Annotated in this window: 15 protein-coding genes; 6 read left to right on the top strand and 9 right to left on the bottom strand. The window is 67.6% G+C overall.

The annotated features are described in order from the left end of the window. Nucleotides 1-91: 91 nt before the first annotated feature. The 4 genes from ACM14_RS22380 to ACM14_RS22365 all read right to left on the bottom strand — a co-directional run bounded on the left by ACM14_RS22380 (nucleotide 92) and on the right by ACM14_RS22365 (nucleotide 6,437). Nucleotides 92-1,882 (bottom strand): acyl-CoA dehydrogenase, encoded by a 1,791-nt coding sequence (locus tag ACM14_RS22380; RefSeq protein WP_065347339.1) that lies wholly within the window; start codon nucleotides 1,880-1,882, stop codon nucleotides 92-94. Continuing rightward, complete coding sequence (locus ACM14_RS22375) at nucleotides 1,879-3,249, bottom strand: MFS transporter (protein WP_065347338.1); 1,371 nt, start codon at nucleotides 3,247-3,249, stop codon at nucleotides 1,879-1,881. The genes ACM14_RS22380 and ACM14_RS22375 overlap by 4 nt, the downstream gene beginning before the upstream one ends. A 106-nt stretch (nucleotides 3,250-3,355) precedes the next feature. Beyond that, nucleotides 3,356-5,527: an acetate--CoA ligase family protein gene (locus ACM14_RS22370; RefSeq protein WP_065347337.1), complete on the bottom strand. Its 2,172-nt coding sequence runs from the start codon at nucleotides 5,525-5,527 to the stop codon at nucleotides 3,356-3,358. Between the two features lie 70 nt (nucleotides 5,528-5,597). After that, nucleotides 5,598-6,437, bottom strand: coding sequence for a p-hydroxycinnamoyl CoA hydratase/lyase (locus ACM14_RS22365; protein ID WP_063326635.1), 840 nt, complete (start codon nucleotides 6,435-6,437; stop codon nucleotides 5,598-5,600). 263 nt (nucleotides 6,438-6,700) lie between these two features. Between ACM14_RS22365 and bfr the strand changes: the two genes are divergently transcribed. Continuing rightward, nucleotides 6,701-7,177, top strand: coding sequence for a bacterioferritin (gene bfr / locus ACM14_RS22360; protein ID WP_013803242.1), 477 nt, complete (start codon nucleotides 6,701-6,703; stop codon nucleotides 7,175-7,177). 338 nt (nucleotides 7,178-7,515) lie between these two features. On the opposite strand, the gene ilvD is transcribed toward bfr, so the two are convergent. Next, nucleotides 7,516-9,375, bottom strand: coding sequence for a dihydroxy-acid dehydratase (ilvD, locus tag ACM14_RS22355; RefSeq protein WP_013803243.1), 1,860 nt, complete (start codon nucleotides 9,373-9,375; stop codon nucleotides 7,516-7,518). A gap of 189 nt (nucleotides 9,376-9,564) precedes the next feature. After that, nucleotides 9,565-9,813, bottom strand: coding sequence for a TIGR04438 family Trp-rich protein (locus tag ACM14_RS22350; RefSeq protein WP_013803244.1), 249 nt, complete (start codon nucleotides 9,811-9,813; stop codon nucleotides 9,565-9,567). Nucleotides 9,814-9,919: 106 nt separating this feature from the next. Here ACM14_RS22350 and ACM14_RS22345 point away from each other — a divergent pair, with 106 nt between their 5' ends. Then, nucleotides 9,920-10,225 carry a c-type cytochrome gene (locus tag ACM14_RS22345; RefSeq protein ID WP_034398318.1) on the top strand — a complete coding sequence of 102 codons (306 nt, stop codon included), beginning with the start codon at nucleotides 9,920-9,922 and terminating at the stop codon, nucleotides 10,223-10,225. A gap of 104 nt (nucleotides 10,226-10,329) precedes the next feature. Here ACM14_RS22345 and ACM14_RS22340 read toward each other — a convergent pair whose 3' ends face one another. Together ACM14_RS22340 and acs are read right to left on the bottom strand one after the other, a co-directional pair. Further along, the gene (locus ACM14_RS22340) at nucleotides 10,330-10,812 is read right to left on the bottom strand and encodes a Signal transduction histidine kinase (RefSeq protein WP_065347336.1); all 483 of its coding nucleotides are present in this window, start codon (nucleotides 10,810-10,812) and stop codon (nucleotides 10,330-10,332) included. A gap of 175 nt (nucleotides 10,813-10,987) precedes the next feature. Further along, nucleotides 10,988-12,988: an acetate--CoA ligase gene (gene acs, locus ACM14_RS22335; RefSeq protein WP_013803247.1), complete on the bottom strand. Its 2,001-nt coding sequence runs from the start codon at nucleotides 12,986-12,988 to the stop codon at nucleotides 10,988-10,990. A gap of 231 nt (nucleotides 12,989-13,219) precedes the next feature. Here acs and ACM14_RS22330 point away from each other — a divergent pair, with 231 nt between their 5' ends. The 4 genes from ACM14_RS22330 to proX all read left to right on the top strand — a co-directional run bounded on the left by ACM14_RS22330 (nucleotide 13,220) and on the right by proX (nucleotide 18,258). After that, complete coding sequence (locus tag ACM14_RS22330; RefSeq protein WP_012204594.1) at nucleotides 13,220-13,828, top strand: TIGR00645 family protein; 609 nt, start codon at nucleotides 13,220-13,222, stop codon at nucleotides 13,826-13,828. A gap of 742 nt (nucleotides 13,829-14,570) precedes the next feature. Next, a complete protein-coding gene (gene proV, locus ACM14_RS22325; RefSeq protein ID WP_139093481.1) occupies nucleotides 14,571-15,905 on the top strand; it encodes a glycine betaine/L-proline ABC transporter ATP-binding protein ProV in 1,335 nt (444 codons plus the stop codon). Further along, the gene (gene proW, locus ACM14_RS22320; protein WP_065347334.1) at nucleotides 15,902-17,101 is read left to right on the top strand and encodes a glycine betaine/L-proline ABC transporter permease ProW; all 1,200 of its coding nucleotides are present in this window, start codon (nucleotides 15,902-15,904) and stop codon (nucleotides 17,099-17,101) included. The genes proV and proW overlap by 4 nt, the downstream gene beginning before the upstream one ends. A 110-nt stretch (nucleotides 17,102-17,211) precedes the next feature. Then, on the top strand, nucleotides 17,212-18,258 hold the full coding sequence (proX, locus tag ACM14_RS22315) for a glycine betaine/L-proline ABC transporter substrate-binding protein ProX (RefSeq protein WP_012204550.1): 1,047 nt from the start codon (nucleotides 17,212-17,214) through the stop codon (nucleotides 18,256-18,258). A 45-nt stretch (nucleotides 18,259-18,303) separates the two neighbouring features. On the opposite strand, the gene ACM14_RS22310 is transcribed toward proX, so the two are convergent. Next, nucleotides 18,304-19,477: PTS fructose transporter subunit IIC (locus ACM14_RS22310; RefSeq protein ID WP_065347333.1), on the bottom strand; the 1,174-nt coding region annotated here is incomplete at its 5' end.

The raw sequence follows: 19,477 nt of genomic DNA, 5'->3' as shown, positions 1-19,477 counted from the left end.
GGAAGAAGGCATACCGAGGCAAAGCCGCCCCGGCGCCTGCGGATCTTCAGGGCCGGTGCGGCGTTCCATCATAAAAGCCCCGGCTGCCCGCTCAGGCCAAGGCAGCCGGCAGCGGCGTGCGCGCGGCGGACTCGGTGCGGCGCAGCCAGTGCTCCGCATCCAGCAGCCCATGCGCGAAGAACCAGGCCGCGCTGTCCGCCTTGGAGCGGCGCAGCGCCGGATCGGCCAGCGGCTGGCTGACACGCGCCGCGCGCGCCCAGGCAAAGGCCATGCACAGCGTGCCGACCAGGCGCAGATAGTCCTCGGCGCAGCGCGCCAGCAACGGGGCGTCGCCTGCGGCGCGGGCGCACAGCGCGCCCGTCAGCGCTTCGGTGCGATCGCTCCAGCTGCGCAGCGCGCCGGCCAGGCCGGGCTCCATGCCCGCCGCCTCGCAGGCAGCGGCCTCCTCGCGCAGTGCCGCCAGCAGCGGTGCCAGGGCGGCCCCGCCGCTGGCTGCCACCTTGCGCTGCAGCAGGTCCAGTGCCTGGATCTGGTTCGTGCCCTCGTAGATCATGGCGATGCGGGCATCGCGCAGCGTCTGCTCTATGCGGTACTCGTGCACATAGCCGTAGCCGCCGAAGACCTGCAGCGCCTCGCTGGCCAGCGCAAAGCCCCGCTCGGTGAAGAAGGACTTGACCACGGGCGTGAGCAGCGAGGCCAGCGCATGGGCCTGGGCGCGCTCCTCGGCATCCGGCGCCTGTTCGGCCAGGTCCAGCTGGTGCGCCACCCAGCCTGCAATGGCGCGCATGCCTTCGGTCCAGACACGCAGGTCGGCCAGCATGCGCTGCACGGCCGGCTGCAGGGCGATGGGGTCGGCGGGGCCCTGCGCATCGGCGGGCCGGGGCTGGGCGCGCATCTGGCGGCGCTCGGCCGCATAGGCGCGCGCCAGTTGCCAGGCCATCTCGGCATGGCCCAGGCCCTGCAGGCCCACGTGCAGGCGGGCGGAATTCATCATCACGAACATGGCGGCCAGGCCCTGGTGGGGCTGGCCGACCAGCCAGGCCTGCGCACCCTCGAAGCGCATGGCGCAGGTGGCGCTGCCCTTGATGCCCATCTTCTTTTCGATGCCGTCGCAGTGAATGGCGTTGGGCAGGAACCCGCCGCCGTCCTGCGGAATGCCGCGCGGCGCCAGGAACAGCGACAGCCCGCGCGTGCCCGCCGGCGCATCGGGCAGGCGCGCCAGCACCAGGTGCACGATGTTCTCGCTCATGTCCTGGTCGCCGCCCGAGATGAAGATCTTGCTGCCGTCCAGGCGGTAGCTGCCATCGCCCCGGGGCCGGGCCTGGCTGCGCAGCAGGCCCAGGTCGGAGCCGGCCTGGGGCTCGGTCAGGCACATGGTGGCCAGCCAGCGCCCGCTGACGATGTGCGGCAGATAGGTGGCGCGCAGGTGCGCGTCGCCATGGGCGTGCAGGCAGGCATAGGCGCCGTGCAGGATGCCCGGGTACATGGTCCAGCCATGGTTGGCCGAGGCCAGCATTTCGTGCAGCGCGGCATCCAGCAGCTGGGGCAGGCCCTGGCCGCCGGCCTCGGGCGCGCAGGCCAGGGCCGGCCAGCCGGCTTCCACGAAGGCCGCATAGGCCTCGGGAAAGCCATCGGGCGTGCGCACCCTGCCCTCTTCCAGTCGACATCCCTGCAGGTCGGCCGGGCCGTTGAGCGGCGCCAGCACGTCGGCGCAAAAGCGCCCGGCCGCCTCGACCACCATGTCGGCCGTCTCCTGGTCCAGGGCGTCATGGGCCGGCATGCGGCGCCAGTCGGCCTCTGCGCCCAGCCAGTGCTGCTGGACGAAGCGAATGTCCTGCAGCGGCGGCTGGTAATGCGAGCAAATTGATGCCTGCGCGCTCATGCCCGGCCCTCCATGGCCGCGACCAGGCGGCGGTAGGGGCCGATGGCGCTGGCCAGGCACAGCACGGACAGCAGCGCGGCCAGGGCGGACACCAGGCCCAGCGACAGGCCCACGAGCTTTTCGTCATGGAAGACGAAGTCCGTGAAAAAGGCCACGAGGAAGGGGCCGAGCCCCAGGCCGATCAGGTTGATCAGCAGCAGGTAGATGGAAGTCACCTGGCCGCGCAGCTGGTTGGGCGTGACCGCCTGCAGGATGGGCGGCGCCAGCGCCACCGGCATGCCCAGGAAAAAGGTGGTGACCGCCACGGCCACCAGGGCCACGGTGGGCGTCTGGGCAAAGGCCAGCACCAGGCCGCTGGCGATGAGCACGCAGGTGGCCACCAGCGAGATGACGATCGAGCCCACCTGCTTGCCGCGCGCCGTGAGGTAGTCGGCCAGGAAGCCACTGAGCAGCATGCCGCCAATGCCGAAGGTCAGGATGATGACGCCGTAGGCGGGGCCGATCTCGCCGGGCGTCCAGCCCCACTGGCGGATGAAGGTGGCCGGCAGCCAGGCCGTGACGCCGAAGGTGATCATGGCCGTGATGCCAGGCGCCAGCAGCAGCGGCAGGAAGGCGCGCTTGTTGCGGAACACATGGGACAGATCGGGCACGGGGCCTGCTGCAGCGGCGGCCCTGGCGGAGGCGCCTGCCGCCTGCAGGCCGCGGCGCACCGGCTCGCGCACGGTGTACATCAGCGCCACCAGCGGAATGCCGGGCAGGGCCACGAAGATGAAGGCCGCCTGCCAGGGCTTGAAGCTGCCCAGCAGCGGGAACACCACCTCGCCGGCCTGGCTGGTGGCCTGGATGACCAGGCCGCCCACGATGAAGGCCGTGGCCGAGCCGATATACACGCCCGAGGTGTAGATGCTCATGGCGCGCGCGCGGCGCTCGGGAGGGAAATAGTCGGCCAGCATGGAATAGGCCGCCGGCGACAGCGCCGCCTCGCCCACGCCCACGAACATGCGCGCCACGAACAGCGAGACAAAGCCCGTGACATAGCCACCGGCCGCCGTGGCCACCACCCAGATCGCCATGCCGATGACGATGAGGTTGCGGCGGTTCCAGCGGTCGGCCAGGCGCCCCAGGAAGATGCCGACGAAGGTGTAGAAGATGGCGAAGGCAAAGCCGTGGACGATGCTGAACACCCAGTCCGACAGCTGCAGATCCTTCTTGATGGGCTGCACCAGCAGGCCCAGGATCTGCCGGTCCACGAAGGAAAGGGTGTAGGCCAGCAGCAGGATGATGGTGACGTAGTAGGCATAGCCGAGTCCGTTCGACTCGGCCGGCGCGGGCGTGGACACGCGGCCCGGCGGGTAAGGCAGGCTCATGGAGACCTCCTGTGGAGGAAGGGAAAGCGAAAAAAAGAAAGCGGGAAAGCGAGACAGGGCTGCGCATGGAAAGGGCCGGCGCACCGCGCCAGCCCTTGCGCGATCATCAGCCGGCGCTGTGCTCGACCAGCATCAGCGCATCAAGCGCCACCACGCCCTGCCCTTCGGGCAGCACGATGACCGGGTTCAGGTCGATCTCGCGGATGGCCGGCGTGCCGCGCAGCACCTGGCCCAGGCGCACGATGAGTTCGGCCAGCGCCTGGCGGTCCAGCGCCGGGGCGCCACGGTAGCCGTGCAGCAGCGGCGCGCCCTGCAGCCGGTCCAGCTCGCGCAGCACCTCGCCGGTGGACAGGTCGGCATCCAGCAGGCGCGCATCGCGCATGATCTCGGCCGTCACGCCGCCCAGGCCGGCCAGGATCACCGGGCCCCACTGCGGATCGTTGCGCGCGCCGATGATCATCTCCAGGCCGCGTTGGCCCATGGTCTCGATCAGCACGCCGTCCAGCGCAATGGCGCTGTCATAGGCCGCCACGTTGGCATGCAGCCGGCCCCAGGCCTCGCCCATGGCCTGCGCGTCGGCAATGTTCAGGATCACGCCGCCCGCATCGCTTTTGTGGCTGAGGTCGGCGGACTGCGCCTTGAGCGCCACGGGCCAGCCGATCTCCGACGCAATCGCCACGGCCTGCTCGGCCGAGGTGGCCAGCCGGCCGCGCGCAAAGGGTATGCCGGCCTGTGCCAGCACGGCCTTGGATTCGTACTCGGGCACCACCGTGCGGCCTACGGGCAGGGTCAGGGCGACGGGCTGGGCATCGGTGCGCTCGAAACTGCGCTGACTGAAGGCGGTCAGGCGCTGCACGGCGCGCAGGGCACGCTCGGTGCTGGGGAAGTACGGCACGCCCAGCGCACGCATCTCGGCGATGAACTCGGCAGGCACGGCCGCGCCCTCGTCCAGGCCCGCCACGATGACGGGCTTGGCCGGCCGCAGCTCGCGCACGGCGCGCAGCACGGGCGGCATCTTGATGCCGCAGGTCACCGGATCGCCCTGGATCAGGCCGACCAGGACGGTGGAAAAGCGCGCATCGCCAAACAGCGCATCCAGCGTGCGGAAATACAGATCCGGCTCCACCAGGCCCTGGGCCGTGAGGTCCAGCGGGTTGCTCACGCCCACGAACTCGGGCAGTGCAGCCCGCAGCGCGGGCGAGTCGTCGTCGCCGATGGCGGGCAGGGCCAGGCCCAGTTCCTCGGCCCAGTCCAGCGTCAGCGCCTTGAAGGCGCCGGACTCGCCCAGCACGGCAACTCCCGCTGCAGCGGCTGCACCGGCCCCACCAGCCGATGGCAGCACGGGGCAGCGGATGGCGATCTCGGCGATGTCGCCCAGCTCCTCCAGTGTCTCGGCAAACACGGCGCCTGCGCGTTCCAGCTTGGTGCGCATCAGCGCATAGTCGCCGGCCATGGCGCCGGTGTGCGTGGCGGCCGAGGCGCGCGCCGCACTGCTCTTGCCCGGATGCAGCAGCACCACGGACTTGCCCAGGCTGCGCGCACGGGCCACGGCGGCCAGGATGCGCGCGGGCTGACGGAACTGCTCGACGATCATGGCGACCACGCGCGTGGAGGGCTGCTCCAGCAGGAAGTCCACATAGTCCTCGGCATGGCTGGCGGCCTCGTTGCCCGTGGAGATGGCGTGCGACAGCGGCAGCGCGCGGCTGGCCAGCGTGGTGCACAGCACGGTCATCATGGCGCCGCTTTGCGAGACCACGCCAATGGCGGGCCGCGCGGCATCGGCCTGCTGCGCGTCGATATTCACCTCGACAAAGGTCAGCGGCACGCGCTGCAGGTAGTTGATGCAGCCCAGGCAGTTGGGGCCTTCCACCACCATGCCCGCCTCGGCGGCAATGCGTGCGATCTCGCGCTGCTCGGCCATGCCGCGCTCGCCCGCCTCGGCAAAGCCTGCCGAGAAGATCACCGCCGCGCCCACGCGGCGCGCCGCCAGTGCGCGCACCGTGTCCAGCACAAAGGGCTGGGGGATGGCCAGCACAGCCACATCCACGCCTTCGGGCAGCTGATCGACCGAGGCCAGGCAGGCCCGCCCGGCGATCTCGCTGCGCTTGGGATTGATCAGGTGGATGTCGCCGGCGAAGCCGTTGCGCTCCAGATTGCCCAGCACCGATGCGCCCAGCGCACCCGGCGTGGCCGAGGCGCCGACGATGGCGATGGAACGCGGCCTCAGCAGCCTGCCGATGTCGGGCCGCAGGGCGGCCGCCATCTCTGTCGTTGTCATTCTTGTCTCCAATGGGTTGGCGGCAGGCGCCCTAGCAGCGAGGGCGCGGCCACTCAGGATGTGCGGGTCTTCAGGACTTTTGCTTCGAGAGGTCGTAGGTGCCCAGGCCGGGCTTGTAGGTCTTGTCGTCCAGGAACTGGCGCATGCCTTCCTTGCGGCCTTCGTTGTCATAGCTGTTGGCGGCTTCCTGGGCACGCACCAGGTAGTCCTCGGCGTTGTCGTAGCTCATGTCGCGCACGCGACGGATGGCGTCCTTGGTGGCCTTCAGGGCGCTGGGATTCTTCTGCAGCAGGGCCTCGGCCACTTCGGTGACGCGGGCCTGCAGGCGATCGGCCGGCAGCGACTCGTTGACCAGGCCCCACTCGGCGGCCGTGCGGCCGTCGATGTTCTCGCCCAGCATGGCGTGGTACATGGCACGGCGGAAGGACAGCAGCTCCACCGCCACCTTGGAGGCGCCGCCACCGGGCAGGATGCCCCAGTTGATTTCGGACAGGCCGAACTTGGCGTCATCCGAGGCAAAGGCCAGGTCGCAGGCGAACAGGGGGCCGTAGCCGCCGCCGAAGCACCAGCCGTTGACCATGGCAATGGTCGGCTTCTGGAACCAGCGCAGGCGGCGCCACCAGCCATAGCTCTCGCGCTGGGCCTTGCGGGTGCCGGCCAGGCCGGTGGCCTCGGTCTCGCGGAAGTATTCCTTCAGGTCCATGCCGGCCGTCCAGGCCGTGCCTTCGCCTGCAAGCACGACCACGCCCACGTCGTCACGGAACTCAAGGTCATCGAGCACACGCATCATCTGGCGGTTGAGCTGGGGGCTCATGGCGTTGCGCTTTTCGGGGCGGTTGAATTTCACCCAGGCCACGCGGCCTGTGACGGTGCAGGACACGGTCTGTTCTTCGGTACGTTCGGTGCTCATTGCGCTTCCTTGTGCAAAGGGGAAATGGGGTTTTGGACACCGATGCTTCGGTTCCATAATCGTTATGATAAATAACTATTATTGAAGCCCGCAATACAGCGTTTACCCTAGCCCCAGCCCTCCGCCAGCCTGCCGCGATGCGAATGCTTCTGCGTCGCGCATGCATGCAATGCGCCGTCCACGGGGAATTGCAGCGCGCGCTTTGGCCCAAGGGCCGGTTCACGCGATACTTGCGGCGTTCACACAGTCAGGAGAAGAAGAACATGCAAGGCCAACCAGAAGTCATCGAATGCCTCATAGAGTTGCTGCGCGGCGAGCTTGCCGCGCGCGACCAGTACTTCATCCACTCGCGCCAGTACGAAGACCAGGGCCTGCTGCGCCTGTTCGAGCGCATCGGCCATGAGATGGAAGAGGAAACCCAGCACGCCGACGCCATCCTGCGCCGCATCCTGTTCCTGGGCGGCCGCCCCGACATGCGCCCGCACGAGTTCACGCCCGGCGAGACCGTCGAAGAGATGCTGCGCAAGGACCTGGCCACCGAATACCGCGTGCGTGACAGCCTGCGCTCGGCCATGGCCCTGTGCGAGCGCCACAGCGACTTCAACAGCCGCGACCTGCTGCTGGCCCAACTGCGCGACACGGAAGAAGACCACGCCTACTGGCTGGAGAAGCAACTGGGCCTGATCGAGAAGATCGGCCTGCCCAACTACCTGCAAAGCAAGATGGGCGAGCCGGCCTGAATGAAGCTCCCCCTGAGGCGCTTCGCGCCCTCCCCCTCTCTCGCTTCGCGGGAGGGGGACGACAGCCTCGCGGCGGGGCGGCCCTTGCTCGCTGTCCCTTGTTTTGGCCGCGCCAGTTTTTCTGGCACTTCCCATAAATGAGAGTGGGCTGTTTGCTCCACGATGAAAACCCGAACCGGCAGCCACGATGAAACGGCAAGCCGGTCGCCCCACGATGAAACAAGAGCCCTCAAGGGCCTGAGAGAAGAGAAAAGAAAAAGGGATGGAAAGCCGCAAGGCCTTCCATCCCTTTTCATTTTCATCGGGTGCGCACCGCCGGGCGGCGGTGCTGCCCGGTGTCAGTCGTCCAGCAGGGACAGGTCGCGCACGGCGCCCTTGTCGGCCGACATCACCAGCTTGGCATAGGCCTTGAGCGCGGCCGAGACCTTGCGCGGGCGTGGCTCGGCGGGCTTCCAGCCCTTGGCATCCTGCTCGGCACGGCGGCGGGCCAGCTCCTCGTCGGAGACCAGCACGTTGATGCTGCGGTTGGGAATGTCGATGCGGATGCGGTCGCCGTTGCGCACCAGGCCGATGGCGCCGCCAGCGGCAGCTTCCGGCGAGCAGTGGCCGATGGACAGGCCCGAGGTGCCGCCCGAGAAGCGTCCGTCGGTCAGCAGTGCGCACTCCTTGCCCAGGCCCTTGGACTTGATGTAGCTGGTCGGGTAGAGCATTTCCTGCATGCCGGGGCCGCCCTTGGGACCTTCATAGCGCACGACGACGATGTCTCCGGCCTTGACCTTGTCGTCCAGGATGTTCTGCACGGCCTCGTCCTGCGACTCGGTCACGTGGGCCGTGCCTTCGAACACGTGGATGCTTTCGTCCACGCCGGCCGACTTGACCACGCAGCCGTCCAGGGCGATGTTGCCCGTCAGCACGGCCAGGCCGCCTTCCTTGGAGAAGGCGTGCTCGTAGGAGCGGATGCAGCCTTCTGCACGGTCCAGGTCCAGGCTGGGCCAGCGCGTGTTCTGGCTGAAGGCCACCTGGGTGGGAATGCCGGCCGGGCCTGCCAGGTAGAAGTGCCTGACGGCCTCGTCCTGGGTGGTGGTGATGTCCCACTGCGCCAGGCCTTCGCCCAGGGTCTTGGCGTGCACGGTGGGCACGTCGGTGTGCAGCTTGCCGGCGCGGGCCAGCTCGCCGAGGATGGCGAAGATGCCGCCGGCGCGGTGCACATCCTCGATGTGGTACTTCTGCGTGTTGGGCGCCACCTTGCACAGCTGGGGCACGGAGCGCGAGAGGCGGTCGATGTCGGCCATGGTGAAGTCGATCTCGGCTTCACGGGCAATGGCCAGCAGGTGCAGGATGGTGTTGGTGGAGCCGCCCATGGCGATGTCCAGCGTCATCGCGTTCTCGAAGGCCTTGAAGCCCACGGAGCGCGGCAGCACGGAGGCGTCTTCCTGCTCGTAGTACTCGCGGGCCAGCTCGACGATGCGGCGGCCGGCACGCTTGAACAGTTCCTCGCGGTCGGCATGCGTGGCCAGCACCGTGCCGTTGCCGGGCAGGGACAGGCCCAGCGCCTCGGTCAGGCAGTTCATGGAGTTGGCGGTGAACATGCCCGAGCAGGAACCGCAGGTCGGGCAGGCCGAGCGCTCGACCTGGGCGACCTGCTCGTCGGTGTAGTTGGAGTCGGCCGCGATCACCATGGCATCGACCAGGTCCAGCTTCTTGAACTCCAGCTTGTGCGTGTTGGGATTGGCCAGCTTGGTCTTGCCCGCCTCCATGGGGCCGCCGGAGACGAAGATCACCGGAATGTTCAGCCGCATGGCGGCCATCAGCATGCCGGGGGTGATCTTGTCGCAGTTGGAGATGCACACCAGCGCGTCGGCGCAGTGGGCGTTGACCATGTACTCCACCGAGTCCGCGATGATGTCGCGGCTGGGCAGCGAATACAGCATGCCGTCGTGGCCCATGGCGATGCCGTCGTCCACGGCGATGGTGTTGAATTCCTTGGCCACGCCGCCTGCGGCCTCGATCTCGCGCGCCACCAGCTGGCCCAGGTCCTTGAGGTGGACGTGGCCCGGAACGAACTGCGTGAAGGAGTTGGCGATGGCGATGATGGGCTTGTCGAAGTCGCCATCCTTCATGCCGGTGGCACGCCACAGGGCGCGCGCACCGGCCATGTTGCGGCCGCCGGTGGAAGTCTTGGAACGGTATGCGGGCATGGGGAATCCAGTTGTCTGTCGTCTCGGTCCATCCCTGGTCCTGTGGGGAAGGCCAGGGTCTGGGCGAAGATTATGGCGCAGCGCCCGCCGCACCGCTGGGGCCCAGGAATGCCCCGGCCGGCATGGGCCGCCCCTTTGCAGACCCCAGGCATCGCCTGCCGCGAAGCCTGCGCCGCCGTTCAAGACCCCTCAGCGGCGCGAACGCGAGCGCGTGCCCGTGCCCATGGCTTCCTTGTTCTTCTCGATGCGCTTCAAGCGCCGCTGCTCGATCTTGTCGGCCGCGCGCCGCTTGGTGTAGCCAGAGGTGTCGGCCCAGGCCCACCAGGCTGCCGTCACGCCATAGGCGCCCAGGATGACGTACCAGGACCAGGAGGCCACAGGCTCGATATCGGCCAACTTCAGCAGGGTGAGCAGGACCGCGATTCCCAACAGATACATAACTTCTCCTTCACCAGACGGTGCTTCACACGAGGTAACGCATCAGGCATGCGCGCCCACTACAATGTTTCGCATAATTATTCCCGACAACCCCCAGGAACTCATGATGAAGCAGACATTGATCGCATTGGCCTTGACCGTCGTCACCGTGGCTCCCGCCATGGCCGACCAGGCTCTTGCCGCCTCCAAGAACTGCATGGCCTGCCACGCCGTGGACAAGAAGCTGGTGGGCCCGTCCTACAAGGATGTGGCCTCCAAGTACGCAGGCCAGAAGGACGCGGTGGACAAGCTGGCTGCCAAGATCATGAAGGGCGGCAGCGGCGTCTGGGGTCCGGTTCCCATGCCCGCCAACCCCCAGGTCAACGATGCCGACGCCAAGAAGCTGGCCGCCTGGGTGCTGTCGCTGAAGTAAGTTCCGCCGGCCTCCCGCCTCGGGGCCCGCAACGAAAAAAACCGCGCAACGCAAGTCGCGCGGTTTTTTTTCATGGTCCTCCCGTGAATCCGGGCGCGGGCCGCCTACCTGTAGTCCGGAGCGCCTGCGCCGGGCTGCTGGTACAGGCGAACCTGCTGCTCCAGCTGCCCCACATAGGCGGCCGTGCTGTTGTCCGACTCCTGGGCACGCTGCACCAGGTGGGCCTCCAGCCCGTCCAGCCGCGCCATCAGCACTTCCTTGTCACGCGCATGCAGGTCTTCCAGCACGGTGCGCAGCTCGGTGAAACGCGAGGCCTCGGCCTTGTCGGCCAGGTCACGCTGGACCTGCATTTCCTTGGCGTGGCGGCGCGCCTCCATCAGTACCGAGCCCTGCAGCCACAGCACATAGGCGACGAAGAACACGCCCAGCAGGCAGGTCAGCGCCAGCATCAGCACGCCCAGCGGCGCCTGGACTTCGGTCACGCCCAGCGACACGACGGAAGGCGCGGCCAGCGTGTTCCAGTTGAATGCCGCCAGCAGCGCAATCAGGGCCACGGTGATCAGCAGCGACAGGGTTCTCAGATTCATGGTGCAACGCCTCCCTCGGCAGTGGTGAAAACAACAGCTTCGGTTGTACTGCAACCATCATGCCTGAGCTGTCGGCCCACACAAAATAGGACTGCAAGACAGCGCGCCGCCCGCAGTCCAGCCAAGAAAAAACCGGAGCCTGTGCTCCGGTTCTTCATGGCGGGCGTGTCCGCCCTCAGTTCGTCTCGGCCAACTGGTCGAGGATGGCCGGGTTCTCCAGCGTGCTCGTGTCCTGGGTGATGGCCTCGCCCTTGGCAATCGAGCGCAGCAGGCGGCGCATGATCTTGCCGCTGCGCGTCTTGGGCAGGTTGTCGCCAAAGCGGATGTCCTTGGGCTTGGCGATGGGGCCGATTTCCTTGGCCACCCAGTCGCGCAGCTCCTTGGCGATCTGCTTGGCCTCCTCGCCCGTGGGACGCGAGCGCTTGAGCACCACGAAGGCGCAGATGGCCTCGCCCGTCAGGTCATCGGGGCGGCCCACCACGGCGGCCTCGGCCACCAGGTCGGTCTTGGACACCAGGGCCGACTCGATCTCCATCGTGCCCATGCGGTGGCCCGAGACATTGAGCACGTCGTCGATGCGGCCCGTGATGCGGAAGTAGCCCCGGTCCTCGCTGCGCACGGCGCCGTCGCCGGCCAGGTAGGTCTGCCCGCCCAGCTCGGCCGGGAAGTAGCTCTTCTTGAAGCGCTCGGGGTCGCCCCAGATGGTGCGGATCATGCTGGGCCAGGGCTTGGTGACCACCAGCAGGCCGCCTGCGCCGTTGGGCAGTTCATGGCCGGTCTCGTCGACGATGGCGGCCATGATGCCCGGCAGCGGCAGCGTGCACGAGCCCGGCACCAGCGGCGTGGCGCCCGGCATGGGGGCGATCACGTGGCCGCCGTTCTCGGTCTGCCAGAAGGTGTCCACGATGGGGCAGCGCTCGCCGCCCACATTGCGGTGGTACCACATCCAGGCCTCGGGATTGATGGGCTCGCCCACGCTGCCCAGCAGGCGCAGGCTGGACAGGTCCGAGTTCTTCGGATGCACGGCGGCATCGCCGTCGGCGGCCTTGATCAGCGAGCGGATGGCCGTGGGCGCCGTGTAGAAGATGGTGCAGCCGTGGCGCTCGATCATCTGCCAGAAGCGGCCCGCGTTGGGGAAGGTGGGCACGCCCTCGAACACGATCTGCGTGGCGCCAGCGGCCAGCGGACCATAGGCCACGTAGGTGTGGCCGGTGATCCAGCCGATGTCGGCCGTGCACCAGAACACGTCGCTGGGCTTGAGGTCGAAGGTCCACTCCATGGTCTGCTTGGCCCACAGCACATAGCCGCCCGTGCAGTGCTGCACGCCCTTGGGCTTGCCCGTGGAGCCGCTGGTGTAGAGGATGAACAGCGGGTGCTCGGAATCCACGGCCACGGGCGCGCACTCGGTGCTCTGGCCGGCCAGGATCTCGCCGAAGGTCTTGTCGCGGCCTGCCGTCATGGCACAGGCCGTGGCCGTGCGCTCGTAGACGAAGACATGGCGCACGGCCTCGCAGCCGCCCAGCGCCAGCGCATCGTCCACGATGGCCTTGAGCGGCAGCTCCTTGCCGCCGCGCATCTGGTAGTTGGCGGTGATCACGGCCACGGCGCCCACGTCCACGATGCGCTCCTGCACCGCCTTGGCCGAGAAGCCGCCGAACACCACGCTGTGCGTGGCGCCGATGCGCGCGCAGGCCTGCATGGCGATCACGCCCTCGATGGTCATGGGCATGTAGATCAGGACGCGGTCGCCCTTTTGCACGCCCTGCGCCTTGAGCGCGTTGGCGAACTGCGAGACGCGCTCCAGCAGTTCGCGGTAGCTGACCTTGGTGACCTCGCCGCCATCGGCCTCGAAGATGATGGCCGTCTTGTGCTCGACGTCCGTGCCCATGTGCTTGTCCAGGCAGTTGGCGCTGGCGTTGAGTTCACCGTCGGCGAACCAGCGGAAGAACGGGGGATTGCTGTCGTCCAGCACCTGGGTGAAGGGCTTGGACCAGACCACGTTCTCGCGCGCCAGGCGGGCCCAGAAGCCCTGGTAGTCGTTCTCTGCCTCGGCGCACAGCGCCTTGTACTGCTCCATGCCGGAGATGCGGGCCTTGGCGGCGAAGTCTGCCGGCGGCGGGAAGACCCGGTTCTCCACCAGTACCGATTCAATGGGGGATGCTGTTGCGGTGCTCATGCTTGCTTGTCTCCTGGGCTGGCCAAATAAAAATTGTGGTGTGACTGTCGGGGGCCGGTCTTACATGCCACTGACTGAAACCCCCTTGGGCGCGTCTACCTGGGGATTCCCCGCAGTTCCCGGCTGTCACTGGCAATGGCCTGTTTCGCCGCTAAAATCGCGCGCCCGTTTTCCACGGCCATTGTCCCCTCCCATCCACGCTCCCACACCAGACAAGCGCGACCGACCACCATGGCCCGCCAGCAAAACTCCAATCGAGCCCCCGGCTCCCCCCTGCGTCCCCTGCCTTCCCTGATCTTCGCCAGCCGCTGGCTGCAGCTGCCGCTGTACCTGGGCCTGATCGCCGCCCAGGGTGTCTACGTCTGGCACTTCCTGCTGGAGCTGTGGCACCTGATCGAGGCCGCCTTCGGCAACCAGGAAGCGCTGCAGGCGCTGATCACCAGCATCGGCTACAAGCACGATGCGCCCATCGGCGCGCTCAACGAGACCATCATCATGCTGGTGGTCCTGGCGCTGATCGACGTGGTGATGATCTCCAACCTGCTGATCATGGTCATCGTGGGCGGCTACGAGACCTTCGTCAGCCGCCTGGGCCTGGACAGCCACCCCGACCAGCCCGAGTGGCTGGGCCACGTGAACGCCTCCATCCTCAAGGTCAAGCTGGCCCTGTCCATCATCGGCATCAGCTCCATCCACCTGCTCAAGACCTTCATCAACGCGGGCAGCTACGACGTCAAGGTGCTGATGTGGCAGACCATCATCCACGTCACCTTCCTGGCCAGCGCCCTGGCCATCGCCTACACCGACAAGCTGATCAACAGCACGGCCAGCAACCACTGAGCCGGCGGCATCCCGCACCGAAGCCCCGCAGCGCCAGCCGCTGCGGGGCTTTTTTCATGGGCGGGCGCAGGCAACGGGTCGGACACCTGCTGGCGCCCGGCCGGCCAGCGCGCCGGGCACGCTTTTTGCCGCAGATCGGGCCTGAAGCTTTCCTCAAGCTGACGCTTGACCGATTTTATTCATCGATGACAGCATACGCCTTGTGAATCATGCCCTCAGTGCTCTCATTAAGTGAGCAAATACTGGCCGGATTGCAGCCCCCAAGGGCTTGAAACAGCCCAAAACAGGCCTCGTTCGGCTCATGCGTTTTGACGCAGTAAAACCTGTTTTATATAATTTCGGCTTCTTTACAACCTGCCAAGCAGGTCATCGGCACCGTCTTCACGGCCTGCCGATACACCCCGGCGGATCGTTGTGCTTCCGGCACAGCCCCGTCAACCGGGCCGAAACTCGGTCCTGATGTTGTGGGGCATCGCGCTGGCTGATCTTCAGCCACGATGCCCGACTGAGACACCGCGCGCCTCGCCGCCGGCTGCTCTCGACTTCTGGCTCTTGCGCACCGCTTCGCGTGCCATCCGAGCCGCCTCGGGTGCTTTCGCACCTGTTTGAATCCCAGCAACGGGGGACGGCAGTCCCCTGCAGCGAACGGCATCAGGGCTTCATTTTTGGCTTGCGCGCCAGCGTCTTCGCCTGTCGAGGACGCTGGACTGTGTTCCATCTCACCCAAAAGGAGAACGCCACAGTGGCCAAGCAGATCATCATCGATCATGTGTTCAAGGTGTTCGGGGACGACCCCAAGACCGCACTCGACCTCGTCCAACAGGGCCTGAGCAAACAGGAGATCCTGGAGCGCACGGGCCAGTCCATCGGCGTGTTCGACGCCAATTTCACCATCGAGGCCGGCGAGATCTTCGTCGTCATGGGCCTGTCGGGCTCGGGCAAGTCCACCCTGGTGCGCATGCTCAACCGCCTCATCGAGCCCACGGCCGGGCGCATCGTGGTCGATGGCCAGGACATCAATGCCCTGAGCGAGCGCGACCTGCGCGCGCTGCGCCGCAAGGACATTTCCATGGTGTTCCAGTCCTTTGCGCTGATGCCGCACATGACGGTGCTGGACAACACGGCCTTCGGCCTGGAGCTGGCCGGCGCCGACAAGGCCGAGCGCCAGACACAGGCCCAGGCCGCGCTGGAGCAGGTGGGCCTGGGCGCCTGGGGCGCCAGCTACCCCGACGAGCTGTCGGGCGGCATGCAGCAGCGCGTGGGCCTGGCCCGGGCGCTGGCGTCCGATCCGTCCATCCTGCTGATGGACGAGGCCTTCTCGGCCCTGGACCCCATCATCCGCACGGAGATGCAGTCCGAGCTGCTGCGCCTGCAGCAGATCCAGCGCCGCACCATCGTCTTCATCTCGCATGACCTGGACGAGGCCATGCGCATCGGCGACCGCATCGCCATCATGAAGGACGGCCAGGTGATCCAGGTCGGCACGCCCGACGAGATCCTGCGCAGCCCTGCCGACGACTATGTGCGCAGCTTCGTGCGTGGCGTGGATGCAGCCTCGGTCTTCAAGGCCGGCGACATCGCGCGCCAGGCGCTGACCGTGGTGTCCGAGCACAGCGACCGCGGCTGCCGCGCGGCACAGCGCCTGCTGGAAGACTCCGACCGCGACTACGCCTATGTGGTCAACGCGCGCCGCCGCTTCCTGGGCGTGGTGTCCTCGCAATCGCTGCGCGACGCACTGCACGGCCGCCCGGGCATGCTGGGCCTGAGCCACGCCTTCCTGCCCAACGTCGAGCCGCTGTCCGCAGGCACGCCGGTGGCCGAGCTGTTCGGCCCCGTGGCCGCCGCGCCCTGCGCGCTGCCGGTGACCAGCGACGACGGCCAGTTCATGGGCGTGGTCAGCCGCACCACCATGCTGCGCTTCCTGGACCGCGACACGCCGCCCGTGCCGCCGCCGCAGGAGATCGTGCCGCCGGTCACGCTCAACCCGCATTTCCCGGCCTCCAACGCTCCCACCGTTGCCCCCACCGTCGCGCCGACCGTGGAGCCGATTGAACAACGACAAGGAGATGCCGCATGAGCGATGCAACCAACAGCCTGAACCCGAACACCGCCGCTGCCGCCACCGAACCCTGGGCCGATGCGAGCGCAGCCCCTGCTTCCACCGATTCCTCAGCGTCTGCTGCCTCTGCAAGCGCGGATCCCTGGGCCACCGCCGCCACGCCGGCACCCGATGCCTCGGCCGATCCCTGGGGCGCTGCCAGCGGCGGTGATGCCGCAGGCGGTGACTGGCTGGGAGCCTCGGCCGGCTCGGGCGTTCCCGACGACGCCCATGCCAGCCTCTGGCACCAATTGACCACCGACGGCCTGCCCGTGCAGGGCTGGATCAACAGCGGCCTGGAATGGGTGGTCCACCATTTCCGCCCCTTCTTCCAGGCCGTGCGCACGCCCATCGACGGCACGCTGTCGGGCATCACCGATGCCATGCTGGCCCTGCCCTGGCCGCTGCTGATCCTGATCCTGACCCTGGTGGCCTGGCAGTTCGCGGGCCGCGCCATGGCCATTGGCGCAGCCGTCTCGCTGGTGGTGGTCGCCATGCTGGGCATCTGGCCCGAGGCCATGGTGACGCTGTCCCTGGTGCTGACCTCGCTGGTGTTCTGCATGGTCATCGGCCTGCCCGCGGGGATTTTGCTGGCCTCCAGCGACCGTGCGCAGCGCTGGACACGCCCGCTGCTCGACGCCATGCAGACCACGCCGGCCTTCGTCTACCTGGTGCCCGTGGTGATGCTGTTCGGCATCGGCAACGTGCCCGGCGTGATCGTGACCATCATCTTCGCGCTGCCGCCGCTGATCCGACTGACCAACCTGGGCATACGCCAGGTGCGCCCCGACCTGATCGAGGCCAGCCGCGCCTATGGCGCATCGCCCTGGCAGTTGCTGTGGAAGGTGCAGCTGCCGCTGGCCATGCCATCCATCATGGCCGGCGTGAACCAGGCGCTGATGCTGTCGCTGTCCATGGTGGTGATCGCCTCCATGATCGCCGTGGGCGGCCTGGGCCAGATGGTGCTGCGCGGCATCGGCCGCCTGGACATGGGCCTGGCCACCGTGGGCGGACTGGGCATCGTGCTGCTGGCCATCGTGCTGGACCGCATCACCCAGGCCATGGGGCAGACGACCCGTGGCGGTGCGCGCTGGTGGCACAGCGGCCCCGCCGGCTGCATCGCCCGCCTGCTGGGCGCCGGCAACAAGCCGGTCCATCGCGGCAGCACCAGCTGAATGCCTTCACTGCGGCGCGGATGGGCCCACTGCCGCGCCGCCTTCCCGAAAAGCGGCCAGCCACGCTGGCCGCCCACTCCCCTTTCATCACACAACGGAGGAACCCGAGGATGAACCAAGCCCTGAACCACAATCGACTGCCAACTGCCGCTGCCAGCCACTGGCTGCGCACCGCCACGATGGCTGCCGGCATCGCACTGGCCTGCGCAGGCGCATCAGCCGCCAGCGACCAGCCCGGCAAGGGCGTGAAGGTGTCGCCGCTCAAGAGCTCCATCGCCGAAGAAAGCTTCCAGACCCTGATCGTCATGAAGGCCCTGGAGAAGCTGGGCTACGACGTGCAGCCCTTCCAGGAAGTCGAGTACCCCACGGCCCACGTGGCGATTGCCAATGGCGATGCCACTTTCCTGGCCACGCACTGGAACCCGCTGCACGCCGACTACTACAAGAACGCGGGCGGCGACGCCAAGCTGTTCCGCAAGGGTGTGTATTCTGACAACGCGGCCCAGGGCTACCTGATCGACAAGAAGACGGCCGACGAATACAAGATCACCAATATCGGCCAGTTGAAGGACCCCAAGATCGCCAAGCTGTTCGACTCGGACGGCGACGGCAAGGCCGACCTCACCGGCTGCACGCCGGGCTGGGGCTGCGAGGCCGTGATCGAGCACCACCTGACGGCCTACAAGCTGCGCGACACCGTGACCCACAAGCAGGGCACGTACTCGGCGCTGATCGCCGACACCATCTCGCGCTACAAGGCCGGCAAGCCCATCCTCTACTACACCTGGACACCCTACTGGGTGAGCAACGTGCTCAAGCCCGGCAAGGACGTGGTGTGGCTGGAGGTGCCCTTCTCCTCGCTGCCCGGCGAGCAGGCCAAGTTCGATACCAAGCTGCCCAACGGCAAGAACTACGGCTTCGTGGTGAACAAGCAGCAGATCGTGGCCAACAAGGCCTTCACCGACAAGCATCCCGACGCCGGCAAGCTGTTCGAGCTGATGCAGCTGCCCGTGGGCGACATCAGCGCGCAGAACCACATGATGAGCCAGGGCCAGAACAAGCCCTCGGACATCAACCGCCATGTGGACGGCTGGATCAAGGCCCACCAGAAGACCTTCGACGGCTGGCTGGAACAGGCCCGCGCCGCAGCCCGCTGAACGCTGCGGGGGGAGCCGCTCCAGGCGTTCCCCCGGCTTCCGGCTTCAAAGGCCCGCTTCGGCGGGCCTTTTGAACATGCGCAGGGCGATGGCCGTGACCACCACGCCCGCCACCAGCGCCACCGCATACATGGCCACGTGGGTCACGGCGTTGGGAATGGGCGCGACGAAGATGCCGCCATGCGGCACCTTCAGCTCCACACCCGCCAGCATGGACACGGCGCCGGCCACGGCCGAGCCCAGCACCAGGGCCGGAATCGTGCGCAGCGGATCGCGCGCCGCGTAGGGAATGGCCCCCTCGGTGACAAAGGCCAGGCCCAGCACGCCGGCCGAGGCGGCGCTGCCGCGCTCCTCGCGCGTGAAGCGGTCGGCAAACAGGCGCGTGGCCAGGGCCAGCCCCAGCGGCGGCGTCATCCCGGCGATCATGGCTGCAGCCATGGGCGTGTAGACCTGGCTCGCGATCATTCCCGTGGAAAACGCATAGGCGGCCTTGTTCACCGGCCCGCCCATGTCAAAGGCCATCATCGCGCCCAGCAACAGGCCCAGCAGCAAGGCACTGGCGCCCTGCATGCCGCGCAGCCAGGCGCTCAGCCACTGCAGCAGCTCGGCCACGGGCGCACCGACCAGATAGAACATCAGCAGCCCCGTGGACAGGCTTCCCAGCACAGGCAGGATCAGCATGGGCAGCAAGCCATTGAGCGCCTGCGGCAGCCGGATGTGCGCCGCCATGAAGGCCACGCCGTAGCCTGCGATGAAGCCGGCCGCGATGCCGCCGATGAAGCCTGCGCCCATGCTGGACGCGATCATCCCGCCGATCATGCCCGGCGCAATGCCGGGCCGGTCGGCAATGGAATAGGCGATATAGCCGGCCAGCGCCGGCACCATCAGCGCAAAGCCGCCCTTGGCGCCGATCTGGAACAGCGTCCAGCCCAGGGTTCCCTGGTGCGCATCGTCATGGACATAGATGCCGCCCAGCGCAAAGGCCATGGCGATCAGAATGCCGCCCGCCGTGACGAAGGGCAGCATGAAGGACACGCCGGTCATCAGGTGGCGATAGGCACCGCCCTGGGTCCGGGCCGGCGTGGGCGCGGCGCCGCCTGCAGCAGCGCCCACGCCGGCACCATGCACGGTGGCTTCGGCCAGCGCCTTGGCGATCAGCCCCGAGCCGTCGCGTATGGCCGGCTTGGTGCCGCTGCGCAGCAGCGGCTTGCCCACGATG

It is taken from the genome of Delftia sp. JD2, from assembly GCF_001682645.1.
In the GTDB taxonomy this organism is placed as follows: domain Bacteria; phylum Pseudomonadota; class Gammaproteobacteria; order Burkholderiales; family Burkholderiaceae_C; genus Comamonas; species Comamonas acidovorans.
Note: the sequence above shows the minus strand (reverse complement) of the source record. Positions and strands in the feature narration are given on the sequence as shown.

Excerpts from the sequence above, each read along its gene's own strand:
- ACM14_RS22340 (WP_065347336.1), bottom strand. The coding sequence starts at position 10,812 with ATGAATCTGAGAACCCTGTCGCTGCTGATCACCGTGGCCCTGATTGCG.
- proW (WP_065347334.1), top strand. The coding sequence starts at position 15,902 with ATGAGCGATGCAACCAACAGCCTGAACCCGAACACCGCCGCTGCCGCC.
- bfr (WP_013803242.1), top strand. The coding sequence starts at position 6,701 with ATGCAAGGCCAACCAGAAGTCATCGAATGCCTCATAGAGTTGCTGCGC.
- ACM14_RS22375 (WP_065347338.1), bottom strand. The coding sequence starts at position 3,249 with ATGAGCCTGCCTTACCCGCCGGGCCGCGTGTCCACGCCCGCGCCGGCC.
- proX (WP_012204550.1), top strand. The coding sequence starts at position 17,212 with ATGAACCAAGCCCTGAACCACAATCGACTGCCAACTGCCGCTGCCAGC.
- ACM14_RS22350 (WP_013803244.1), bottom strand. The coding sequence starts at position 9,813 with ATGTATCTGTTGGGAATCGCGGTCCTGCTCACCCTGCTGAAGTTGGCC.
- ilvD (WP_013803243.1), bottom strand. The coding sequence starts at position 9,375 with ATGCCCGCATACCGTTCCAAGACTTCCACCGGCGGCCGCAACATGGCC.
- ACM14_RS22330 (WP_012204594.1), top strand. The coding sequence starts at position 13,220 with ATGGCCCGCCAGCAAAACTCCAATCGAGCCCCCGGCTCCCCCCTGCGT.
- ACM14_RS22370 (WP_065347337.1), bottom strand. The coding sequence starts at position 5,527 with ATGACAACGACAGAGATGGCGGCCGCCCTGCGGCCCGACATCGGCAGG.
- ACM14_RS22345 (WP_034398318.1), top strand. The coding sequence starts at position 9,920 with ATGAAGCAGACATTGATCGCATTGGCCTTGACCGTCGTCACCGTGGCT.
- ACM14_RS22365 (WP_063326635.1), bottom strand. The coding sequence starts at position 6,437 with ATGAGCACCGAACGTACCGAAGAACAGACCGTGTCCTGCACCGTCACA.
- ACM14_RS22380 (WP_065347339.1), bottom strand. The coding sequence starts at position 1,882 with ATGAGCGCGCAGGCATCAATTTGCTCGCATTACCAGCCGCCGCTGCAG.
- acs (WP_013803247.1), bottom strand. The coding sequence starts at position 12,988 with ATGAGCACCGCAACAGCATCCCCCATTGAATCGGTACTGGTGGAGAAC.